This window comes from Alkaliphilus hydrothermalis (genome assembly GCF_016908555.1).
Classification (GTDB): domain Bacteria; phylum Bacillota; class Clostridia; order Peptostreptococcales; family Natronincolaceae; genus Alkaliphilus; species Alkaliphilus hydrothermalis.
In genome coordinates, this window is record NZ_JAFBEE010000001.1 from 264632 (window position 1) to 287194 (window position 22563).

Sequence of the window (22563 nt, forward strand, 5' to 3'; positions counted from 1 at the left end):
GTCGATAACATGAAAAGAATTTTATTAATAATTATAGGGGTGATTAGTCTAATTTTGGGAGTGATCGGAATCTTATTACCAATTGTCCCTACCACACCCTTCCTTTTACTATCCCTTTCATGCTTTATGAAGAGCAGTAAAAGTTTCTATGATTATGTGCTCTCTAATAGGTACTTAAGTCCCTATGTAAACGACTATCTCTCCAGTAAAAAGATTCCGCTAAAGGTAAAAAAGAGAGCAATCTTTTTATTATGGGTATCTATAGGATGTACAGCATTATTCGTTATTGATAAAACTTTTCTAAAGCTGATGCTTTTTGCCATTGCTTGTACTGTATCCATATATATATGGACAAGGCCCTAAATGAAATTAATTGTGAAGTACTATAAAGTTTTTAAAAATATGTTGAAAATATTACTAAAAACAAAGTTGTTTAGAGAAGGAATGATTGTGGATAAGTATTGCTCCCATCATCATTCCTTTTTACATACCAAAAAAGCAATTGACTATATTCTTGTGCAGGGGGATAATTCGTTCTATTGTAGTCAGATAGCAAAGGGTTTATAATAGAGTAAAGTATATAACAGGGTGCAATATTTCTAATTTTCTGATATTTTTTAAAAATTAGTAGTTAAACTACAAGTACATTAATATATATAACTAAACTCTAATTATGGATAAGCTCTTTTCCTAATGCATATGTGGTAAGAATTAATGGATAATTTGTCTTGGGTTGTACCTATTTACCAAAGTAATTATCTAAAACACTGCTTGCTTGGTAAAAATGTACAACCCCTGAAGTAGTCCACTAAGGAAAATTCAATAGCTGGATAATTCTGAAAATTGGCACGATAGTTGCATACTAAAAATAGTAGGGAGGAGATATATTTGGCAAATCAATTTTATTCTAGGATACAAAATAACCCCATTATTGCAGCTGTAAATGATTTATCAAAGTTTGAGTCGGCTATTCAATCCCCCAGTGAGATGATTTTTTTACTAACTGGAAACATTCTTAACCTAAAAGAGATTGTTAAGAGAGTAAAGGAAAATGGGATGGATATTTATATTCATCTAGATTTAATGGATGGGTTTTCTAAAGATGCGATTGCATTAAAATATATTAATGACCAAATTAGCCCAGATGGTATCATTACGACAAAAAGTAATTTGATCAAATTAGCGAAGGATATGCATATTTTTGCCATTCAAAGGGTCTTCATCCTAGATTCACTATCTCTTGATACAGCAATCAAAAATATCCAGTCAACAAAACCAGATGCAATAGAAATATTGCCTGGGGTGATGCCTAAAGTAGTAAAAAGAATTATAGAGGAAACACGTATTCCTGTTATTGCTGGTGGTTTAATTATAGACAAGGATGATGTAATTGATATATTGAAAGCAGGCGCTATTGGAGTTTCATCCAGTAATGAAGGAGTTTGGGAACTGTAGTTTCTTTTTAAACGCTTGGTTAAAAAATGAGTTACTTGCAAACGTTTACAAAACGTAATAATCAAGGCATAATCAGCCTTGTATTATAAATAACAAAAAAATAATATGTGGGGAGGTAATTATTTTATGAAACATGTAAGTACAATGATTGGTACAGCAATTGCTGGAATGTTTGTCATGTCAGTATGGGGAGCATTTGTTGAGCAGGGTGGTATCATCGGGGGATGGTTTGCAGGATTAATTATTATTGGAACAATGTGGTTAATGAATCATTATCTTGGACTAATCAATAATGACGGAGCATTTGTTGACATGGCCTGTGGTATAGGTATGGCTGGATTTATGAGGGGGGTTTTTGAAAACGGGATACAAGTTGGCATTGACTCACTACCAACACTGGGCTTAGTGATCTTGGGAGGAGCATTAGGTGGTTTTGCAGCATTTAAGGTGGAGAAATACTGGGCAGAAAGAGATAAGGAAGTAGCAAAGGAAGCCGCTTAAGGGGAGTTTAAATTTAGAGGGGAGGAAAAAATTATGACAATACAATTAGCAATTGCAACAGTAGCAGGTGGATTTATTTTTCCGTTTTTAATTAGGTTATTATGGGGTAAGATGTGTGACTTGTGGGGAGCCGCAGGAGGATATATGGCTGCTGGCTTTATTGTAGGTACAGCTTGGACTTTAAACCATGGAGTAGGCTTGATGTTTCAATCAGGTGCAGCTTGGGTAGATATGGCATTTGCCGCTGGTGCAGGTCTATTTGTAGCTTCTGCTCTTTCGGGAGATAATGTATCAAAGGGTTTAGTAAACTTATTTTATGCTTTAATCGGAGGAAGTATCGGAGGACTAATTCTTTCTTTTATGGCATAATTAATAAATCATATTAACAGAGTCAACCTTAAATTCTAGGCTGACTTTGTTAAAAAAGTTTTGATAGTAATGAATACTTTGATAAGAATATAAGGGGGAATCATTGTGAAAAAATATATTATGGCCCTAGACCAAGGAACTACAAGCTCAAGATCAATTATTTTCGATCATGATGGTAACGTTGTTGCAACTTCACAAAAGGAATTTACGCAGATTTATCCAAAGGCTGGATGGGTAGAGCATGATCCAATGGAGATTTGGGGAACTCAGAGTGGAGTTGCAAGAGAAGTTCTAGAGAAAAAAGGTATCAAACCCTCTGAAATTGCAGGGATTGGTATCACAAATCAAAGAGAGACAACTGTAGTTTGGGAAAAAAGTACTGGTAAACCAGTATACAATGCAATCGTTTGGCAATGTAGAAGAACAGCTAATATTTGTGATGATTTAAAAAGAAGAGGTCTAGAGGAGTATATTAGAAACAATACTGGATTAGTAGTAGATGCATATTTTTCTGGAACAAAGGTTAAGTGGATACTTGATAATGTTGAAGGGGCAAGGGAAAAGGCAGAAAAGGGTGAATTATTATTTGGTAATATCGATACTTGGTTAATCTGGAACCTAACAAGAGGAAAGGTACACGTTACTGATTATTCTAATGCTTCTAGAACTATGCTCTTTAATATTAAAGAGTTAAAATGGGATGAAAAAATTCTTAAAGAGTTAGATATTCCTACTTCAATGCTACCAGAAGTTAAGCCATCGAGCTATGTTTACGGACATACAGATCATGAAACCTTTGGTGGAGCTGATATCCCAATCTCAGGAGCTGCTGGTGACCAGCAAGCAGCATTATTTGGTCAGGCATGCTTTGAGCCAGGAATGGCTAAAAATACCTATGGTACAGGATGTTTTATGTTAATGAATACTGGCGACAAATTTGTGCCATCCAAAAACGGTCTTCTAACTACATTAGCTTGGGGAGTTGATGGAAAAGTTGAGTATGCATTGGAGGGTAGTATCTTCGTAGCCGGTGCATCTGTTCAATGGTTAAGAGATGAGTTGAAGATCATTCGTGATGCTGGTGAAACTGAATATCTTGCAACTAAGGTTCAAGATTCTAATGGTGTTTATGTAGTACCTGCATTTGTTGGTATGGGAGCACCTTACTGGGATATGTATGCAAGGGGTACGATTGTTGGTTTAACTAGAGGGGCAAAGGCTGAGCATCTAGTTAGAGCAACTCTCGAATCTATCGCTTATCAAACAAGAGATGTTTTAGAGGCAATGCAAGATGATTCTGGTATTAATCTACAGGCATTGAAGGTTGACGGTGGTGCTGTAGCAAATAACTTCTTAATGCAGTTCCAATCTGACATTCTTAATGTAGATGTGGATCGTCCAATGATCACAGAAACTACAGCTTTAGGAGCAGCTTACCTAGCAGGTCTAGCAGTAGGTTTCTGGTCAGATAAATCAGAAATTGCTAATAAATGGAGTGTGGACAGAAGCTTTACATCTACAATGGAAGAAAATAAGCGTGCTAAGTTATATAAGGGCTGGAAGCGAGCTGTTGAACGGTCAATGAATTGGGAAGAGGAAGAATAGAATATATATTTACAATTTCTAGCATTAATGATATAATAGAACTAAGTAAATAATATTGGCTGAGACTTTGAGAGCCACACAAAAGAACCTGTTTAACGATGGGTGAGTTTTGTGTGGCTTTTTTGTGTTCGAAATATTAAATATCGGAGGAGTGGATGACATGTATGATGTAATTATTATAGGTGCAGGTATTATTGGAACAGCCATAGCAAGGGAACTTTCTAAATATCAAATTAAAACAATTATTGTAGATAAGGAAAACGATATCGCCAATGGTACTACAAAGGCAAATAGTGCAATCGTCCATGCTGGCTATGATGCAAAAAGGGGAACGTTAAAAGCTGAAACAAATGTGGCAGGGAATGCCATGTATGAAGATTTATGCAATGAGCTAGGAGTACCATTTAGAAGAATTGGATCATTTGTAGTAGGTTTTAATGAAGAAGATATGTCTACACTAAATGAGCTATATCAGGAGGGAGTAGATAATGGGGTACCTAACTTGAAAATCCTAAACAAGAAACAAGTTAAAGAAATGGAACCAAATTTAAGTGACGAAATTATGGGGGCATTGTATGCTCCATCGGCAGGGATAGTTGGACCTTGGGAGTTGGCTATTGCCCTAGCTGAAAATGCAGCTGAAAATGGTGTTGAGATTCTTTTAAATACATCTGTAACCGCAATTGAAAAAAATGAAGAAGGATTTTTAGTAACTGCTGGTGATCAAAGGCTAAAAACAAAGTACATCATAAATTGTGCTGGACTATTTGCTGATGAAATTAATAACATGGTGAATACACCGAGTTTTAAAATACTCCCCCATAGAGGAGAATATAATTTGTTTGATAAAAGTGTTGGTGACTATGTCAAGCGAGTGATTTTTCAAACACCAACAAAGCATGGCAAAGGGGTATTGGTACTGCCAACAGTCCATGGGAATTTACTGATCGGGCCGACTTCTGATTTTATTGATGACCCAGAAGCAACAGAAACTACTAAAGAAGGGCTACAATCTTTAAAAGAAAAGACCAACAGCGTTGTACCTAATTTTCCATTCCATACAGTAATTACTTCCTTCGCAGGATTAAGGGCAAAAGTAGCGACGAATGATTTTTTTATTGAAGAATCAAAGGAGTCTAAGGGATTTATCAATGTTGCCGCTATTGATTCCCCAGGATTATCTGCCGCACCTGCCATTGGGGAAATGGTTACTAAGTTGCTATTTGGTATTGCTGGAGGATTTGATTTAAATCTATCCTTCAATCCAACTAGAAGACCAAATATCAATTTTATGGTGTTATCTGATGAAGAAAAGGCTGAACTTATTCAAAGAGATCCTCGTTACGGAAGAGTTATTTGTCGATGTGAAAGCGTTACCGAGGGAGAAATTGTAGATATCATTAACCGTAAGGCAGGAGCAACAAACCTTGATGCGATAAAAAGAAGAGCTAGAGCAGGAGCAGGGCGATGTCAGGGAGGCTTTTGTGGACCTAGGGTAATGGAAATTTTAGCTCGTGAATTGAATGTTGATATTACCTCTATCGTAAAGGATAGTAAGGAATCCTACATTTTAACTGGACCAACAAAATCAAATAAAAATCAAGAGCATTCTAGTCAACTGGTTGCAGTTTCGCTGGACAATTAAAGGGGGTACAAAAGTGATAAGTTATGAAGTGGTTATTATAGGAGGAGGACCAGCTGGATTAGCCGCTGCAATAGAGGCTAAAAACAATGGTGTTAACAATATTCTTGTTATAGAAAGAGATAGAGAATTAGGTGGTATCTTACAGCAGTGTATTCATAATGGTTTTGGACTTCATGTGTTTAAGGAAGAACTAACTGGACCTGAATATGCAGAGCGTTTTATAGATGAACTGAAGAAGCAAGGGATTGAATACAAACTTGATACGATGGTATTAGATATTACAGAGGATAGGCAAGTAAGCATGATTAATACCCTTGATGGTTTTTTAAAGGTTGAAGCTAAAGCAGTTATACTAGCCATGGGTTGTAGAGAGAGAACGAGGGGAGCCATTAATATTCCAGGCACAAGGGCGTCGGGAATTTTTACAGCGGGTACAGCTCAAAGATTTGCTAATATGGAAGGCTATATGGTGGGTAAGGATGTAGTTATTTTAGGGTCTGGAGACATAGGACTAATTATGGCTAGAAGGATGACTCTAGAAGGTGCAAAGGTTCATGCAGTTGTAGAGTTGCTACCTTTTTCAGGCGGATTAACAAGAAATATTGTCCAATGCCTTGATGATTTTGAAATCCCACTATTATTGAGTCATACTGTAACCAATATTATAGGTAAAGATCGGGTAGAGGAAATTGAAATTGCCCAAGTGGATGAAAAACGTAGACCGATACCTGGAACAGAAGAAAGATTTAAGTGTGACACGTTACTGTTATCTGTTGGGTTAATTCCAGAAAATGAGCTTTCAAAAAGTGCGGGTATTGAATTAGACCCAATAACTGGAGGCCCAGTAGTCAATGAATCTATGGAAACATCTATCGAAGGAATATTTGCCTGTGGAAATGTCGTTCATGTCCATGATTTAGTAGATTGGGTGACGGAGGAAAGTAGAAGAGCTGGGAAAAATGCAGCAAAATATGTACGAAATCAACTAGTTAGTAAAGTAGAGCCAATTGTAACAATAGCCGGGAAAGGTGTGAGGTATATTGTACCTCAGCAAATAAGAATAAAAAATGTAGAAGGTAAGCTTGATTTAATGCTTAGAGTAGATAATGTATACCACGGTGCAAAACTGATTATCGCAGAGAATGATAGATTGATCAAAAGTATCAAGAAATCTCATTTAGCTCCAGGTGAGATGGAATCAATTACTTTATCAGCTAAAGACTTAGAAGGCATTACGGGCAAAGAGATAACAGTGGCCCTTCAAGTAGAGGAGGTATAAGTATGTGTAAAACAGCTATGATATGTATTGCATGCCCCATGGGATGCAAAATGGAAATAGAGACAATTACCAATGGGGTGACTAAGTATGTTGTAACAGGGAACAAATGTCCAAGGGGAGAAAAATATGGTATTAAAGAAATGACCAATCCAACAAGAATGGTTACTTCTACAGTGAAAGTAAAGAAGGCCCACTTGAATCGTTTACCTGTTAGAACCAGTGATGCAATCCCTAAAGATAAAATTTTTGAGTGTATGAAACGCCTTGAAGAGGTAGAAGTTGATGGACCAATTAAAGTTGGTGATATCATTATTAAGAATCTACTGGGGCTAGAGGTAGACATTATTGCTACAAGAAGTATGTAAAGGGGGAAAATAATGAAGAGAGCAAATGTTACCCACTTAAACTACAATAAAAGCGTATCCCAAGAAATAGAAGGATTTTCATATAGAGATCTGTTTCATAATTTATTGGACGGAATATTGATCATAAATTCTACAGGAAGAGTTGAGTATGTTAATCCTTCCTATGAAAGAATGTTTGGTGTCAGTAACTTTGCCTTAATCGGTAAAAGCATTTTCCATGTACCCAATGATGACATCGTTCTGTCTTCTATTAAAAACACCAAAAAAATACAAGGTTTTTTGAGTCTTCCTATTTATCACAAGAAAATCAGTGCTTCAGCATCTCCATTAATGGTTGATAATCAATATAATGGAATCATTTCAATTTACAGAGAGGAAGCCCTAGGAGAGGTTGATACGATAGAGATTTATTCTAATACACAGCAAAAGCAAGCCATAGATGAAGCATTTGAAAGTATTACTGGGAAAAGTACATTACTAAGGGAATCTCTAGAAATAGCATCTAGAGCAGCAAAAACCCTTTCTACGGTTTTAATCATTGGAGAAAGTGGTACTGGCAAGGAGTTGGTGGCAAAGGCAATACATGAGGCTGGTCAACATGCCCACAAGCCCTATATAAAGATAAATTGCGGAGCGATACCAGCTACACTATTAGAGTCAGAATTATTTGGTCATGAACAGGGGGCCTTTACTGGGGCTGTCAAGAGAAAGATCGGAAAATTTGAACAGGCAAATGGAGGATCAATATTTCTAGATGAAATTGGTGATATGCCTTTAGAAATGCAGGTGAAGTTATTGAGAGTGCTACAGGAAAGGGAATTTGAACGAGTCGGCGGTAATGAGACGATTCAGTGTAATCTTCGTATAATTGCTGCAACCCATCGTAATCTAGAGGAGCTCATTAAGGAAGGGAGATTCCGAGAAGATTTATACTATCGATTAAATGTAGTACCCGTACATTTGCCTTCATTAAAAGAAAGAAAAGAGGACATTTTAGGCCTTTGCGATGGTTTTATGAAGAAAATTGAAGGTAAAACAGGTATTCCTGCAAAAACAATCGACCAAGAGGTGATTGATGCTTTTCATCAGTATCAGTGGCCAGGAAATATTAGAGAACTAGAAAATCTAATGGAGAGATTAATGGTACTAGTCGAAGGAGATACAATCACATTAAATGATATTCCTCCATTCATATCCCATATTTATGGAACACACTTTGAGAAGCGGGCAGATCATTCATTAATTAATGTAGATTGTAATGGCCAAATGGCAACGCTAGAAGATTATGAAAAGGCTATAATTCAAAAGGCATTAGATCAGTTTGGAAGCTTCAATAAGGCAGCGAAAGCCTTAGGAATTACTCATAAAACAGTAGCTTTTAAAGCTAGAAAATACAATATTATAGATTGATTAACTGTTATTAAAGCAGCTCATTTGAGCTGCTGTTTTTTTAAATATTGATTGAATCATGAAATGCAATTTGTCAATAAGAATACATAATAGCCATACAACAAGTTTTTCTTTTAAACTAAAATCAATGATATAAGCATTTCTTCATTTTTAAACAATGCACTTGCTTCATCTGATGGGTGATCCTTTATTGATAGATTCTGTAATAGATCAATTAATTCATCAATCCTATAGGCATTATACTCTTATTAATGTATAATGGATTTATATGGATATTTAATCATAAGCAATAAATACAATCCATCGGATAACTGTTAAGTAACGATTCAAAATTCTTATTGAGTTAGAAGGGGTGGCGGGTAATGATTATAAGAAAATTATCAAATAAAGAAATAGAAATGGCTGTTGAATTAAACATTCAGTGTTGGAATAAGGATTATGCTGGAGTGGTTCCTCCTGATGTATTTAATAAAGAGGAGACATTGGAAAACATATTAATATGGATTAATGACGAAACTGATGATATTAGACGAATGTATGGTGCCTTTCATGGAGATCAATTTGTAGGATACATAGGAGCTAGTATTGCAGAGGAAGAGGATAGTTCTAAAGGTGTAGAAATCAACTATTTGTTTGTAAATGAAGCCTACAGGGGGAAGGGAATCAGTATTAAACTAATGAAAACTGTGGTAGAAGAATTTATTGGGTATGGGTTTATGGAATGTATTGTTTATAATTGGTATGATGTACCTTCAAATAAGTTTTATAGATACCTTGGTGGTACAGTGAAAAAACAAATGCTCCAATCTCTTAAAGGACAGAAGGCACTGGTGGACATATTTGTGTGGGATTTAGATGAGTTGTTAAAAAGACTTAATGAAGTAAAATAAATTAATTATTTCTGAGGGAGGGATGTTCCTTGAGTATCAAGAGAAGGTATATAGGTTTTGGAATCTTTGCTATTTTAAATGTTTTATGGAACTTCATGATTGTTGCTGAAGGAAATGGTTTTGACTTAGTAATAATGCTAAATATTATTGGTGATATTACACTAGCCTTTGCTTTGATGACTATATTTAATGGGTTTAAAAAAGTGAAACCAGTGACAAATGAAAACCCCCAAATGATTGCTCTTGGCATCTCAGGTATTTCAAGACTGTGGGTACTTTACCTAAAAGAGGGAAGTTTACTGCGTACCACTGCTTTTATACAAGGTGCAGTTGTTTTAATATCTCTATTAACATTAACTGGGGTAATTAAATCAAAGAGTGCTAAGGAAATGACCCCTGATGAAGTAGTTAAATTTGGATACTGGTGGGTTGCGGGAGTTCTATTAATCCCCGCGGTGATTATATTGACGGTATTAGGTTTTTAAAAACTCCTAAAACTTTGGAGGTGTTAAAAGATGAAAATCTGTATACTACATGGTAGCCCTCGAAAAGGTAATACATATAAAGTCACAGAATGTTTTAAAGAAGAAATGAAAAGACTTGGAGAGGTAGAATTTACAGAGTTTTTCCTTCATAGGGATATGCCCCATTATTGTTGCGGTTGTTTTGTCTGTTTTGAAAAAGGTGAGGATCAGTGCCCCCATGCTTCTTTTGTTCAGCCTATCAAAGAAGCCATGAAAGAGGCTGATGGACTAATATTAACAACACCAGTGTATGTATTGGCTGAATCTGCTCAGATGAAAGCATTGCTAGATCATTTAGCCCATATGTTTATCCCCCATAGACCAATGGAGGAAATGTTTTCAAAGGTGGCACAGATTATTTCCACGACAGCAGGAGCAGGTACTGGAAAAGCCATGAATCCCATTGAAAGAAATCTCCGCTATTGGGGAGTTAAAAGAATCTATAAAGCTGGATTTACACTATTTGCTAAGGATTGGGAAGAAATGAGTCTGAAAAAGCAGTTGAAGTTTGAAAAACGAATCATTAGGAATGCTCGGAGGTTTTATAAAAGGGTTAAAGGGAGAGATCAACTTCTTCCCCATATTTTCACCCGTATGATCTTCGGTATGATGAAACGTGTGATTCAAGGATACCCAGAAGGGAACCTGGACAAAAAATATTGGCAAGAAAAAGGATGGAGAAAGACGAATCCATTCTAGCGTCTATATCTTGGCTATTATTGTAAAAATCATTCCCTCAGACTATACGATCTATAGTCTGTTTTTTTGCCATTAAATTAACCTATAAAGAGGTATATAAGGCAAGAGACGGGGGAAATTATTTAAAGAGGCAAAATGATTGAGCGAGTTATAGGAAAATAATGAAGACAATAAAAATGAGAATAAATATCAACTCTGTGATTAATTCTACACAGTCAGGGTAACTACATATTAGGATTAAATCATATTTTTTAGGAGGGCAATTAACAATGAAAATAGCCGTTATTGGATGTACACATGCAGGTACTGCTGCAATTTTAAATACAGTAAAGCTTTATCCAGATGCAGAAGTTACAGTATATGAACGAAATGATAATATCTCATTTTTATCATGTGGGATCGCGTTATATGTCGGTGGCGTTATACAAGACCCTAAAGGATTATTCTATTCTTCACCAGAAGAATTAACATCATTAGGAGTGAAAACTAAAATGCGTCATGATGTTGTGTCAGTAGACGTAGATGCTAAGACGTTAACTGTTAATAATTTAGAAACAAATGAAACTTTCGAAGACAATTTTGATAAATTAATTATCACAACAGGTTCTTGGCCGATTGTACCACCTATTGATGGAATCAAGCTTGACAATATTCTATTATCAAAGAACTATGTCCATTCAAATACAATTATTGAAAAAGCTAAAGAAGCAAAAAATATTGTTGTTGTTGGGGCTGGATATATCGGTGTAGAGTTGGTGGAAGCATTTGAAATGAATGATAAGCAAGTGACCCTTATTGACAGTCAAGAACGTATTCTGAACAGATATTTAGATAAAGAATTCACAGATATTGCAGAAAAGGCATTTGCCGATCGTGGTGTGAAGCTGGCATTAGGTGAAACGGTGAGTCGTTTTGAAGGAAAAGATGGTAAAGTAACTAAAGTCATCACTGGTAATGGAGAATACGATGCTGACCTTGTAATCCTTTGCATTGGATTCAGGCCAAATACAGAACTATTCAAAGGACAATTAGAAATGCTAGGTAATGGTGCCATCATCATTGACGAATACATGAGAACAAGTAAAGAAGATATTTTCGCTGCTGGTGATAGTTGTGCGGTGATCTACAACCCTACTGGTGAATCTTCATATATTCCATTGGCTACAAATGCAGTACGTATGGGAACGCTTGTGGCTAGAAACCTTGTTAAACCAACTACAAAATACATGGGCACCCAAGGAACGTCTGGTATTAAAATATATGAAGAAAACATTGCATCTACAGGATTAACTGAGCATTCGGCAAAGGAACTAGGATTAGACATTCAAACGGTAACTGTGACAGATAATTACAGACCAGAGTTCATGCCTACCTATGACCAAGCGAAATTAAAAGTAGTTTACGAAAGAGGTACACGTAAAATATTAGGTGCTCAAATTATCTCCAGGACTGACTTAACCCAGTGTATTAATACGGTGTCTGTATGTATTCAAAACAACATGACAATGGATGAATTGGCATTTGTGGATTTCTTCTTCCAACCCCATTACAATAAGCCATGGAATCTATTGAATCAAGCAGGACTACAGGCAGAGTAATCAAGCATAAAATAAGATAAGTATAAAGCAGACTGTTAAATGGCAGTCTGCTTTAGTCTGTAGTAATTCTATTTCATTAAGTATCATAAAAATGCAACTCATTAATTTGAATATATAAGGGGAATAAGATATAATGGAAACCGTGTGATAACGGAAAATCCCATAAAACAGTGGGGAGAATAAAATTTCATATAAGAGGTGACAGCATGGAAAAGAAAATTGGATTTATTGGTGTGGGTAAAATGGCTCAAACAATCGTTACTGGATTGGTGGCTAACTTTGTTGGGATGAATGAAAACATCTATATCAGTAATAGAACACTAAGTAAGGCGGAGGCTTTCGCTGATGAAAAGCAAGTTAATATATGGGAAAACAATGTTGAGCTAGTTAAGAACTGTGATATTGTTTTCTTAAGTGTCAAGCCAGATAATTATCAGGAGGTACTTAATGAAATAAAGGATTTCGTTGAGGAGCATCATATATTAGTTTCGATGGCAGCCGGTGTTTCAATAGCTGACATTAATCACTATTTTTCAACTCCAAAGAAAATCGTTAGAATAATGCCAAATGTGGCAGTTGCAGTAGGTGAGGGGCTAACGATGGCTACCGGAAGTAAAGAAGTGTCTGAAGATGAGTTGAATCAAGTGGTGGATCTACTAAGTAGTATTGGTAAAGTAGATGTAATAAATGAAGCAATGGTTGATATGGTTACAACAATAAGCGGTTGTAGTCCAGCCTTCATTGCTCTATTTGCAGAAGCTTTAGCCGACGGAGCAGTCCTACAAGGGGTTCCAAGGGACAAAGCATATCAATACGCAGCTCAAGCCTTAATCGGAACAGGCAAAATGTTACTGGAAATGCAAATGCACCCAGGGATACTAAAGGATTCAGTAACCTCCCCAGGTGGTGTCACTATTCAAGGTGTGGCAGCTCTAGAGAAGAAGGGACTTCGGGGAACAGTAATCGAAGCTATGGAGGCCTGCGGTAGAATGATTGGGAAAATATAAGTCCTTATAGAGGGAGCGCATCATGGAAAATAAAAACACAAAGATCAAAAAATATAAAATGAGCGATCAAAGTAACAAAAATGAAGGATTTGATAGTCATAAAATATTAACCAACCGATGGAGTATTGTTGGCTTAGCCCTCTTATGTTCACTATTGTGGGGAAGCGCATTTCCTGTATTAAAGGTCAGTTATTTAGAACTGGGGATTGGTCCAGAGGATATTAGTGCTAAAATCCTGTTGGCAGGATTTCGATTCTTTTTAGCTTCTATGCTATTATTCGGTTTAGTTGCATTTGGCTTAAGGAAGAATCTAAAGGTAGAGAAAAAGCTCTATAAAGAATTGATTGTCTTAGGAATTTTACAGACGACCTTACAATATTTCTTCTTCTATAACGGACTAGGAAACACAACAGGGATCAAGGGCTCGGTATTAACCTCTATGGGTTCTTTTTTCGTCGTAATTTTTGCCCATTTTATTTATGATAATGACAAGATTAATAGCAAAAAGACCATTGGTTTAATCGCTGGTTTTGCTGGAATCATCCTTATGAATGGTGGCAAAGAGGGACTAGATACATCCTTTGTATTTAAGGGAGAGGGGTATGTGATTCTTGCCAGCTTGATGAATGCTACGGGAATGATTATCGCTAAGAGCCTTACCAAACATGTTAATCCATTCTTGGTGACAGCATGGCAGATGTTAATGGGATCTATCCTATTGATTGTATGGGGTTTAACTGGTCTAGGGGGAGAGGGGCTGAAGTTTACCCCTGTAGCTTTAGGTCTATTGCTATATTCAGCCTTTTTATCAGCAACTGCCTTTTCTCTTTGGTATGCCCTATTGAGACATAACAAAGCTGGGGAGATTAGTCTGTATAAATTCATGGTTCCTGTATCTGGGGCATTGCTTTCGGTTATTTTTATACCCGGCGAGAGATTAACCCCATATATGCTGGGGGCTCTTGGGCTGGTATCTATAGGTATTATAGCTGTAAACTATGACAAGAATACTAGCATAACGCACTTGAAAAGCAATTGGCAAAAAGTGAGATTCAAGTATTGAAATAATTTAAGGGTATTAACTATGTATGACCCATTGAAAATTGATTCTTTGATGGGTTTGTTTTTATCATCTCATACATCTATATAAATAGTTTATATACGATGATTAATACTTAAAAACTTTTTTTCTAATAACTTTTTTTAGAATAATTATTAAATAATTGACAAATAATAAATTAAATAATATAATATTCCATAATAAATTAAAAACTGTGATGAGAAGAGTAGATATAGAAGGTAGTTTTAGCGAGTCGGTGATAGTGGGAGATCGATACGAGAGCTATATTGAAGAACATCTCGGAGTTTCTAACCGAAATCTAATTATGCGAACTTACATAATAGAGTATTTTTAGAGAGTAGACTTAGACGGAACCGAACCGTTAGCATTGGACAGTATGTTAGTACTGGTTTAAGGTGGTCTTTATTGACAATCAGGGTGGTACCGCGAGAGATAGTCTTTCGTCCCTTTTATGGGATGGAAGACTTTATTTTTGTATAAAATTATAAAGGAGGCAGTTAAAATGGAAACTACATTAATCAGACAAATGTACAAAGAAGACAGTAGTCAGTATTTAGGAAAAGAAGTAAAAGTTTCTGGATGGGTAAGAACTGTAAGAGCATCTAAAAACTTTGGGTTTATTGAAATGAATGATGGAAGCTTTTTCAAAAACCTACAAATCGTATTCGACGATTCCCATGAAAACTTTAAAGAATTATCTAAGCTTGTAATCAGCTCTGCTATAGAAGTTGTTGGTAAATTAGTAGAAACGCCAAACTCTAAGCAACCTTTTGAGATTCAAGCAACCAGTATAAAATTAGAAGCAGACTCAGAGTCAGAGTATCCACTTCAAAAGAAGAAGCATAGTTTTGAGTACTTAAGAACAATCGCCCATTTAAGGCCAAGAAGTAATACTTTTTCAGCAGTATTTAGAGTTCGCTCCCTATTATCATTCGCCATCCACAAGTTTTTCCAAGAGAGAAACTTCGTATATGTCAACACACCTATCGTAACTGCCAGTGATGCTGAAGGTGCGGGGGAGATGTTTAGAGTTACAACTTTGGATTTAGAAAAGCTTCCAAAGGATGAGTATGGAAAACTTGATTTTTCAAAAGACTTCTTTGGTAAAGAAACAAACCTTACAGTGAGTGGTCAGCTAGAGGCTGAAGCATATGCCCTTGCTTTTAGAAATGTGTATAACTTTGGACCTACCTTTAGAGCTGAAAACTCCAATACTACTAGACATGCTGCAGAGTTTTGGATGATGGAGCCAGAGATTGCTTTTGCTGATTTAAATGACAACATGGATTTAGCAGAAGATATGATGAAATATATTATTAGATATGTACTAGAACATGCTCCAGAAGAAATGAACTTCTTCAATAGCTTTATTGATAAGGGTCTGTTAGAAAGACTTCAAAACATCGTGAGCTCTGATTTTGGACGTGTAACCTATACTGAAGCAATAGAAATCTTGAAAAATGCAGATAAAAACTTTGAATACCCTGTAGAGTGGGGATCAGATCTTCAAACAGAGCATGAAAGATACTTAGCAGAAGAGGTATTTAAAAAGCCTGTATTTGTTACTGATTATCCAAAGGATATTAAGGCCTTCTATATGCGTCTAAATGATGATGGAAAAACAGTTGCTGCAATGGATTTACTTGTACCAGGTGTTGGTGAGATCATCGGTGGAAGCCAAAGGGAAGAGCGATTAGATATATTAGAAAAGAGAATGGAAGACATAGGCATCGAAAAAGAAAGCTTATGGTGGTACCTTGAGCTTAGAAAATATGGTGGAGTTAAACATGCTGGATACGGATTAGGATTTGAGAGGGCTGTAATGTACCTGACGGGTATGTCAAACATTAGAGACGTAATTCCATTCCCAAGAACAGTTAAGTCTGCTGAGTTTTAATGATGTGAACCCCAAAGTTAGATCAAAATCTAATTTTGGGGTATTTTTATGAACATTATAGTAGCAAAAAATTGCACATAAAATCTCAGCTGAAGAAACTTACATGGAGAATCTATTAATAATTATTAACAATGCAGGGAAAATAGATTGTGATGTAGAATAAATCATTGAGTAGATACATATAACAATTAGTTAATCGAGTCTCGAGGCAGCTCAAGGTAGTATTCTGTAAAGAAATGATATAAAAGGAAAGTTAGTTGTCATAATTATATTATGGTGACTATGTCTAAAATAAAAGGAGGCTGATGGGAGTGAAATATAAAATGATCAGGGGCGCCACGTTGCTGGCCGCCATAATTACCATCATTTCATCTCTGTCCTATTTATACAAAAAAATAATGATTCCTGGATTAGGTCCTTTATCTTTAGCGATTGTAATGTTCGGTCTAGTCTACTCATCAAAACACCAATATAGTGAAGGTAAAATCAGTAGGCAGTATTGGAGATTTATGTTTTATGTAGGATTACTTGGAGGGATTTTAAATATTTTTGCAGGTATTTCGCAGATAATGGTTGCGGTTAGTAAGTAAATATCCAACAATGGAGTATTAATTCAATTCCAAATAGAAGGAAATAAAGCTATCTTGTGGAATATACACAGGGTAGCTTATTTTTTAAATTATCTGTTAATATGGATTCGAGGTCTTGATCAAATTATGGAGATGGTGGAGGGCTGTAGTATAGTGTAACATTATAGTATATATATATAATAGTCATCCAGCTACTTAACTGTACTAAGGAGGAATATTTAATGGGACTAGTCAAACCTGTAAAGCTCAACCCAGGAGATAAGGTAGCAACTGTCAGTTTATCTTGGGGTGGTGCTGGCGACGAAGAATTCATTTGGAGATACAATCTTGGTAAAAGGCGACTAAAGGAAGAGTTTCAACTGGAGGTAGTGGAGATGGAGAATACCTTAAAGGGCTCTCAATACATCTATGAACATCCAGAAAAAAGAGCAGAAGATCTAATGAATGCCTTTAAAGACCCCTCCATAAAAGGAATATTCACCTGTATAGGGGGCGACGAAAGCATTAGAATTTTGCCCTATATAGATTTTGATGTTATTAGAAAAAATCCTAAAGTATTTATTGGTTATTCTGATACGACCATTAGCCACTTTATTTGCTATAAGGCTGGGCTTTCTAGCTTTTCTGGCCCTTCTATAATGGCTGAGCTTGCTGAAAATGTTGAGATGTTTGACTATACAAAGCTTTGGGTGCAAAAAGTCTTGTTTGATGACTCTCCTATTGGAAATATACCAGCGCCTCACTTTTGGACAAGTGAGTATATACCTTGGGAAGAAAGAAATAAAAACATCAAACGAAAAGTGTACGAAAACACTGGTTATGAAATTTTACAGGGACAAGGGATTGTTAGGGGGCATTTGTTAGGTGGATGTATAGAGGTATTGGAAATGATGAAAGGGACTGAAATTTGGCCCACTTTGGATGAATGGGAGAATGCAATCTTATTTCTAGAGACTTCTGAAGATTTACCAACTCCAGAATTTGTTACCTATTGGCTAAGAAATTATGGTTCCCAAGGAATTCTTCAGAGACTGAAGGGGATTATTTTTGCTAAACCCTATGACAACCAATATTATGAGGAATACAAGCAAGTAATAGATAAAGTAGTAAGCAAGGAATTAAAATTAGTAGACTTACCTATTTTATATAACGTGAGCTTTGGCCATACTGCACCATTGGCGATATTACCCTATGGAGCAGCGGCAGAAATCAATTGTGGTGATGCCACCTTTAGTATTGTAGAATCCGGGGTAGTTTAAATATCATTTGATTTTTTATAGAATGACTATAGATTTTCATTTTGTTTTAAATGTTGCTTTAATTAAAGTGTTTACAATCTAAGACTAGAAATTGTAAGGGGGAATATTATGAAGACTTTAGTTATGGGTGGAACCGAATTTGTCAGTAGTTCAATTGCTCAATTTTTAATATCAAAGGGCTACACAGTAGATATATTTACAAGGGGTAATAAACCGATTAAATATGAAGGTGTAAGAAAACATTTAAAAGGAGATCGAAAATCGTTGGAGGATTTAAGAGCAAATATCTCCAACGAGACTTATGATTATGTTTTTGATATCTCTGCCTACACAAAGGAAGATGTAGAAAAGCTGACAGGGGTCATGAATAGGGAGTCCTTGAAGAGATACGTCCTATGTAGTACTGGTGGGGTATACATTCCTTCAAACGAAGTAGAATCAGAAGATTTTACTAGAGGTGAAAATATCAACTGGGGAAAATATGGCTTAGATAAAAAAGAAGCAGAGGATTATCTATTTGAATTATATGAAAAGGAGAATTTCCCTGTAACCATGTTGCGTCCAACCTATATGGAGAAGGAAACAACTTGTACAGGGAAGCCTATTTATTTGACCGTATTTCAGCGGGGTTAGATTTCCCTATACCTATGGGGAATGTCACAACACAGTTCATTCATATTGACGACCTTGCAAGAATTTTTGAAAGTGTAGTTCATACTGACAAGACCATTGGTCAGGCATGTAACGTTACCCATCCTCGTATTGTAGGATGGCAACAGTTGTTGAATATTGCTATGGATGTAGTAAAAAAAGAGGTAAAGGTCGTGCAAATTGATAGCCAAAATGCGCAAGTTCACGAACGGCAGTACTTCCCCTTCAGAAATGTCACCTATATGCTAGACATTAAGAAATTGGAGCGGGATGGACTACATGTCCCCCAGATAGATTTAGAAGATGGATTAACCCGTACATACAAATGGTATAGGGGAGTTAAGCCACTGGTTCAAGACGTAAGAATGGATAAAATGGATGAAGTACTAAGGGGTGTGTAGAATGAGAAAAATCTTTGTAGAGACCAGTCAAATAAGAATCAGAAATACGAAGGAAGAAGATTTGGATTTTGTAGTAACCTCCGAAAGGGACCCTGCAAATGCCGCCTATGTAGACCAATGGGGGATCGATAAGCATAGCAAGTCACTAACAGACAAGGATATTTTACACCTCATTATAGAAGACAGAACCAATAACAACAAGGTTGGATATATGATTGTAGCAGGATTACAAAATCCCCACCATAGTATAGAGCTTAAAAGACTAGTTATCACCACACCGGGCAAAGGCTTTGGGAGAGAGGTCTTAAGATTAATGAAGAGGTTAGCTTTTCAAGAACTAGATGGCCATAGATTATGGCTAGATGTTAGATGTAGCAACGACAGAGCCCATAACTTATACAAAAGTGAAGGCTTTAAGGATGAAGGTATTTTAAGGGACTGTGTCCTTTACAATGGAAAATACGAGTCCATCATCATGATGTCCATTTTGGAGAATGAAATAGAAAAGATCTAGAAGACAACGCTAACTCTAAATCTAATTATAAATCTATGCAAATTATATCTATGGGGGGCCACTATGGAATACATGGGAAATAAGGAGTTTTGGAACAAGAAATTTATTAAAAGAGGAAATGTTCTATTAAATCCAGAATCTTCTTTAGTAGGTAATATTACCTATTTTAAAAAAGGATCTGTTCTTGATTTAGCCTGCGGGGATGGTAGAAATGATTTGTTTTTGCTGCAAGAAGGCTTTAAAGTAACAGGTGTTGATTTTAGTGAAGAAGCTTTGACAAGACTAAAGGATTTCGCAAAACAGGCAAATTACTCTGTTAATACATTGCAGGCGGACTTGAATTCTGCTGATTTTCTAAAGGATTTAGGTGTATTTGATAATATAGTTATAAATCACTATCGATTTAGTCCAAATCTTTTAGGAGATTTAGCTAAACATATATCAAAGGATGGCGTTCTTTTCATTTGTGGCTTTGGACACAAACATAGGGTGGATGACAGAATTAAAAAAGAAGATTTAATTCAACCTTCTGATTTGGAATCCTTAAAGAACAGTTTTCAACAGATAAAAGAGATTGTATCTGATGATGAAAGAGGGTTTATTATCACATACCTCTATAGGAGGAAATAAATGTATTTATCAAGAGGTTTTGAATAATATGATAGGGATCGGATTAAACAGATGAGGGGGGATAACCATGAACAAAAAACTAATACATCAGTGGCTGGAAAAGGTATTGGGTAAAGACATTCATATTAAAGAGATGACTCAAATGAAGGGAGGAATCTCTTCTCCAATATATCGTATTAAAACTTCTGATGATCAAGAGGTGGTACTAAGGCAATTCACCAACAAAGAATGGCTTGGCAATTGCCCAGACTTAGCCCTCCATGAAGCAAAGAGTCTAGAGTGTGCTGCAAAGACTGGAGTTCCTTCACCAAAGATTATTGCTTTTGATGAAAAGGGATTTGAAACGGAGCATCCCACCGTTTTAATGTCGGTACTGGAGGGTGAAGTGATTCTTGATCCAGATAATAGAAAAGAATGGCTTAGGGGATTAGCCCAAACCCTTGCAACCATTCATACGGTTGATGTAAATATGCCTTGGAACTACTATACGTATAATCGTTCTTTTGAAACGGGGGACTTATCATGGTCTAGTGTCCCGGACCAATGGTTAAAGGCTATTCAAATCGTTAAGAATGATAGACCCCATACAGAAATAGGTTTTATCCACAGGGACTATCATCCCGCCAATGTACTTTGGAAAAATAACGAGGTTTCAGGTGTAGTAGATTGGGTGAATGCCTGCATAGGTCCCCGTGGTGTAGATGTTGGTCATTGTAGACTCAATCTTGCCCAATTACATGGGGTAGATACGGCGGATGCTTTTTTAGATGAATATTTACTATTAACGAAGGATCATTTTAGTTATCACCCTTACTGGGAGATCCTTTCTTTGATAGAGTGCTTACCTGGACCTCCAGAAGTCTATAGGGGTTGGACTGAGTTAAATAAAAGTGATTTGACCAATCAATTGCTGATTGAACGATTAGACCAATACCTACTAAGTTTGTTGAATAGGTTTGTTGAATAGGTAAATCAGATGGAGAATGAAGCTTACTACTTCAAAAGGAGATAAATATGAAAAAAGGTTCTTTACTAGGTAAAGGTTTGACGGCGGAAGTCTATGAATACGGAGTTGATAAGGTACTGAAACTATTCTATGATGATGTATCTGAAAATGCAATTCAGACGGAGGCCAAAATAGGTACAGAAGTTGTGAAGGCTGGCATCGCCGCCCCTGCTGTTTACGGAATGGTTGAAATTGATGGTCGTAGAGGCATTATATTTCAAAGGGTTGTCGGAAAGTCAATGCTATGGCTTATTGAACTAAATCCCTTTAGGCTGGTTTATTATGCAAAAGTAATGGCAAGATTACATAGTCAAATTCATAGTCAATCAACTGACAAACTACCCCTCCTAAAGGAAAAGGTGGTTTCTGCCATAGAAGAAACTAGTCATATACTGGGGAAAAAGCAACAAATCATCCTGGATTATCTAAAGGGATTACCAGAGGATGTAAAGGTCTGTCATGGGGACTTTCACCCTGATAATATTTTAGAGAACCAAGGGGACTGGAGGACAATAGATTGGACTAATGTCTATATTGGAAATCCCCTAAGCGATGTAGCTAGAACCTATCTCATGATCAGAAGTCCCTTTATGCCAAAAGGTACTGGGAAATTTGTTGTCATATTTTCAAAACTTATAAAACATATACTCTCCACCATCTATTTAAAGGAGTACCTTCAATTGACTCATAAAACGTCTGAGGATTTTCAACAATGGATACTGCCTGTGGCTGCAGCTAGGCTGACGGAAGAGGTACCTAATGAGAAAAAGTGGCTTTTAAATATGATTGACAAGGAACTGAAGCGGTTGAGATTGGAAAGGTGAGGAACGTCATATGGTTAAAAATCAATATCCCAAGGAGTTAAAAAATTAGAAATCACATCACAAAGGAGGAATTTAACATGGCAACCATCGTTAAACATATAGAATCAGGTCATAGATATATTCTTTTAGGCACAGGGTATGGGGCTTTTCAATCGGACAACTTCAGATTTTTCTCAGAGCGGGAGGGACAAATTGAAGCCGCCGCCGTATGCGACAATCAAGGAACCATTAAATGGTTTAATACCTGCGACCTACAGGTGGTGGAGATTGATGGTCAACCCATTGGGGAAATTGAAGGCATAGATACCCTTATTCTAGAGTAGATATAAAGACCCTTCCAATAGTGGCACAGAATTTTAGTCA

Annotated in this window: 25 protein-coding genes and 1 other annotated feature; all 25 genes read left to right on the plus strand. The window is 36.4% G+C overall.

Translation table 11 applies throughout. The features are described 5' to 3' along the window. The first annotated feature begins 9 nt into the window (after positions 1–9). Entirely contained in the window at positions 10–363 is a 354-nt protein-coding gene (locus JOC73_RS15465) for a YbaN family protein (RefSeq protein ID WP_204400033.1), read from the plus strand. 525 nt (positions 364–888) lie between these two features. Beyond that, the gene (locus JOC73_RS01360; RefSeq protein WP_204400034.1) at positions 889–1455 is read left to right on the plus strand and encodes a glycerol-3-phosphate responsive antiterminator; all 567 of its coding nucleotides are present in this window, start codon (positions 889–891) and stop codon (positions 1453–1455) included. Between the two features lie 126 nt (positions 1456–1581). Next, positions 1582–1956: a Lin0368 family putative glycerol transporter subunit gene (locus JOC73_RS01365; RefSeq protein WP_204400035.1), complete on the plus strand. Its 375-nt coding sequence runs from the start codon at positions 1582–1584 to the stop codon at positions 1954–1956. 33 nt (positions 1957–1989) lie between these two features. Next, a complete protein-coding gene (locus JOC73_RS01370; protein ID WP_204400036.1) occupies positions 1990–2325 on the plus strand; it encodes a Lin0368 family putative glycerol transporter subunit in 336 nt (111 codons plus the stop codon). Positions 2326–2430: 105 nt separating this feature from the next. Next, a complete protein-coding gene (gene glpK, locus JOC73_RS01375) occupies positions 2431–3930 on the plus strand; it encodes a glycerol kinase GlpK (RefSeq protein ID WP_204400037.1) in 1500 nt (499 codons plus the stop codon). A 160-nt stretch (positions 3931–4090) separates the two neighbouring features. Continuing rightward, positions 4091–5575 carry an NAD(P)/FAD-dependent oxidoreductase gene (locus JOC73_RS01380; protein ID WP_204400038.1) on the plus strand — a complete coding sequence of 495 codons (1485 nt, stop codon included), beginning with the start codon at positions 4091–4093 and terminating at the stop codon, positions 5573–5575. 13 nt (positions 5576–5588) lie between these two features. Beyond that, the gene (locus tag JOC73_RS01385; protein ID WP_330613049.1) at positions 5589–6854 is read left to right on the plus strand and encodes an NAD(P)/FAD-dependent oxidoreductase; all 1266 of its coding nucleotides are present in this window, start codon (positions 5589–5591) and stop codon (positions 6852–6854) included. 2 nt (positions 6855–6856) lie between these two features. Continuing rightward, the gene (locus JOC73_RS01390; protein WP_204400039.1) at positions 6857–7219 is read left to right on the plus strand and encodes a DUF1667 domain-containing protein; all 363 of its coding nucleotides are present in this window, start codon (positions 6857–6859) and stop codon (positions 7217–7219) included. 12 nt (positions 7220–7231) lie between these two features. Next, positions 7232–8629 (plus strand): sigma-54 interaction domain-containing protein, encoded by a 1398-nt coding sequence (locus JOC73_RS01395; protein WP_204400040.1) that lies wholly within the window; start codon positions 7232–7234, stop codon positions 8627–8629. Positions 8630–8991: 362 nt separating this feature from the next. Next, the gene (locus tag JOC73_RS01400; RefSeq protein WP_204400041.1) at positions 8992–9519 is read left to right on the plus strand and encodes a GNAT family N-acetyltransferase; all 528 of its coding nucleotides are present in this window, start codon (positions 8992–8994) and stop codon (positions 9517–9519) included. A gap of 29 nt (positions 9520–9548) precedes the next feature. Beyond that, positions 9549–10004, plus strand: coding sequence for a hypothetical protein (locus JOC73_RS01405; protein ID WP_204400042.1), 456 nt, complete (start codon positions 9549–9551; stop codon positions 10002–10004). 30 nt (positions 10005–10034) lie between these two features. Then, on the plus strand, positions 10035–10742 hold the full coding sequence (locus JOC73_RS01410) for a flavodoxin family protein (protein ID WP_204400043.1): 708 nt from the start codon (positions 10035–10037) through the stop codon (positions 10740–10742). A gap of 269 nt (positions 10743–11011) precedes the next feature. Continuing rightward, a complete protein-coding gene (locus tag JOC73_RS01415; protein WP_204400044.1) occupies positions 11012–12340 on the plus strand; it encodes an FAD-dependent oxidoreductase in 1329 nt (442 codons plus the stop codon). Between the two features lie 206 nt (positions 12341–12546). Continuing rightward, positions 12547–13347 carry a pyrroline-5-carboxylate reductase gene (proC, locus tag JOC73_RS01420; RefSeq protein ID WP_204400045.1) on the plus strand — a complete coding sequence of 267 codons (801 nt, stop codon included), beginning with the start codon at positions 12547–12549 and terminating at the stop codon, positions 13345–13347. Positions 13348–13369: 22 nt separating this feature from the next. Beyond that, on the plus strand, positions 13370–14410 hold the full coding sequence (locus JOC73_RS01425) for a DMT family transporter (RefSeq protein ID WP_243427821.1): 1041 nt from the start codon (positions 13370–13372) through the stop codon (positions 14408–14410). Between the two features lie 202 nt (positions 14411–14612). Next, positions 14613–14879: a binding site (T-box leader), on the plus strand. A gap of 51 nt (positions 14880–14930) precedes the next feature. Further along, entirely contained in the window at positions 14931–16325 is a 1395-nt protein-coding gene (gene asnS, locus JOC73_RS01430; protein ID WP_204400046.1) for an asparagine--tRNA ligase, read from the plus strand. A gap of 311 nt (positions 16326–16636) precedes the next feature. Beyond that, positions 16637–16915, plus strand: a complete 279-nt coding sequence (locus tag JOC73_RS01435) for a hypothetical protein (RefSeq protein WP_204400047.1) — start codon at positions 16637–16639, stop codon at positions 16913–16915. A 221-nt stretch (positions 16916–17136) separates the two neighbouring features. Further along, positions 17137–18174 carry a S66 family peptidase gene (locus JOC73_RS01440; protein ID WP_204400048.1) on the plus strand — a complete coding sequence of 346 codons (1038 nt, stop codon included), beginning with the start codon at positions 17137–17139 and terminating at the stop codon, positions 18172–18174. 108 nt (positions 18175–18282) lie between these two features. After that, on the plus strand, positions 18283–18807 hold the full coding sequence (locus JOC73_RS01445; protein ID WP_204400049.1) for an NAD-dependent epimerase/dehydratase family protein: 525 nt from the start codon (positions 18283–18285) through the stop codon (positions 18805–18807). A 14-nt stretch (positions 18808–18821) separates the two neighbouring features. Next, positions 18822–19226 (plus strand): NAD-dependent epimerase/dehydratase family protein, encoded by a 405-nt coding sequence (locus tag JOC73_RS01450; RefSeq protein WP_204400050.1) that lies wholly within the window; start codon positions 18822–18824, stop codon positions 19224–19226. Between the two features lies 1 nt (position 19227). After that, positions 19228–19740 carry a GNAT family N-acetyltransferase gene (locus JOC73_RS01455; protein ID WP_204400051.1) on the plus strand — a complete coding sequence of 171 codons (513 nt, stop codon included), beginning with the start codon at positions 19228–19230 and terminating at the stop codon, positions 19738–19740. A gap of 63 nt (positions 19741–19803) precedes the next feature. Next, positions 19804–20370, plus strand: a complete 567-nt coding sequence (locus JOC73_RS01460) for a class I SAM-dependent methyltransferase (RefSeq protein WP_204400052.1) — start codon at positions 19804–19806, stop codon at positions 20368–20370. Positions 20371–20437: 67 nt separating this feature from the next. Beyond that, positions 20438–21337 carry a phosphotransferase family protein gene (locus JOC73_RS01465; RefSeq protein WP_204400053.1) on the plus strand — a complete coding sequence of 300 codons (900 nt, stop codon included), beginning with the start codon at positions 20438–20440 and terminating at the stop codon, positions 21335–21337. A 47-nt stretch (positions 21338–21384) separates the two neighbouring features. Then, positions 21385–22200, plus strand: coding sequence for a phosphotransferase family protein (locus JOC73_RS01470; RefSeq protein WP_204400054.1), 816 nt, complete (start codon positions 21385–21387; stop codon positions 22198–22200). A gap of 77 nt (positions 22201–22277) precedes the next feature. Beyond that, the gene (locus tag JOC73_RS01475; RefSeq protein ID WP_204400055.1) at positions 22278–22523 is read left to right on the plus strand and encodes a hypothetical protein; all 246 of its coding nucleotides are present in this window, start codon (positions 22278–22280) and stop codon (positions 22521–22523) included. Positions 22524–22563 lie beyond the last annotated feature (40 nt).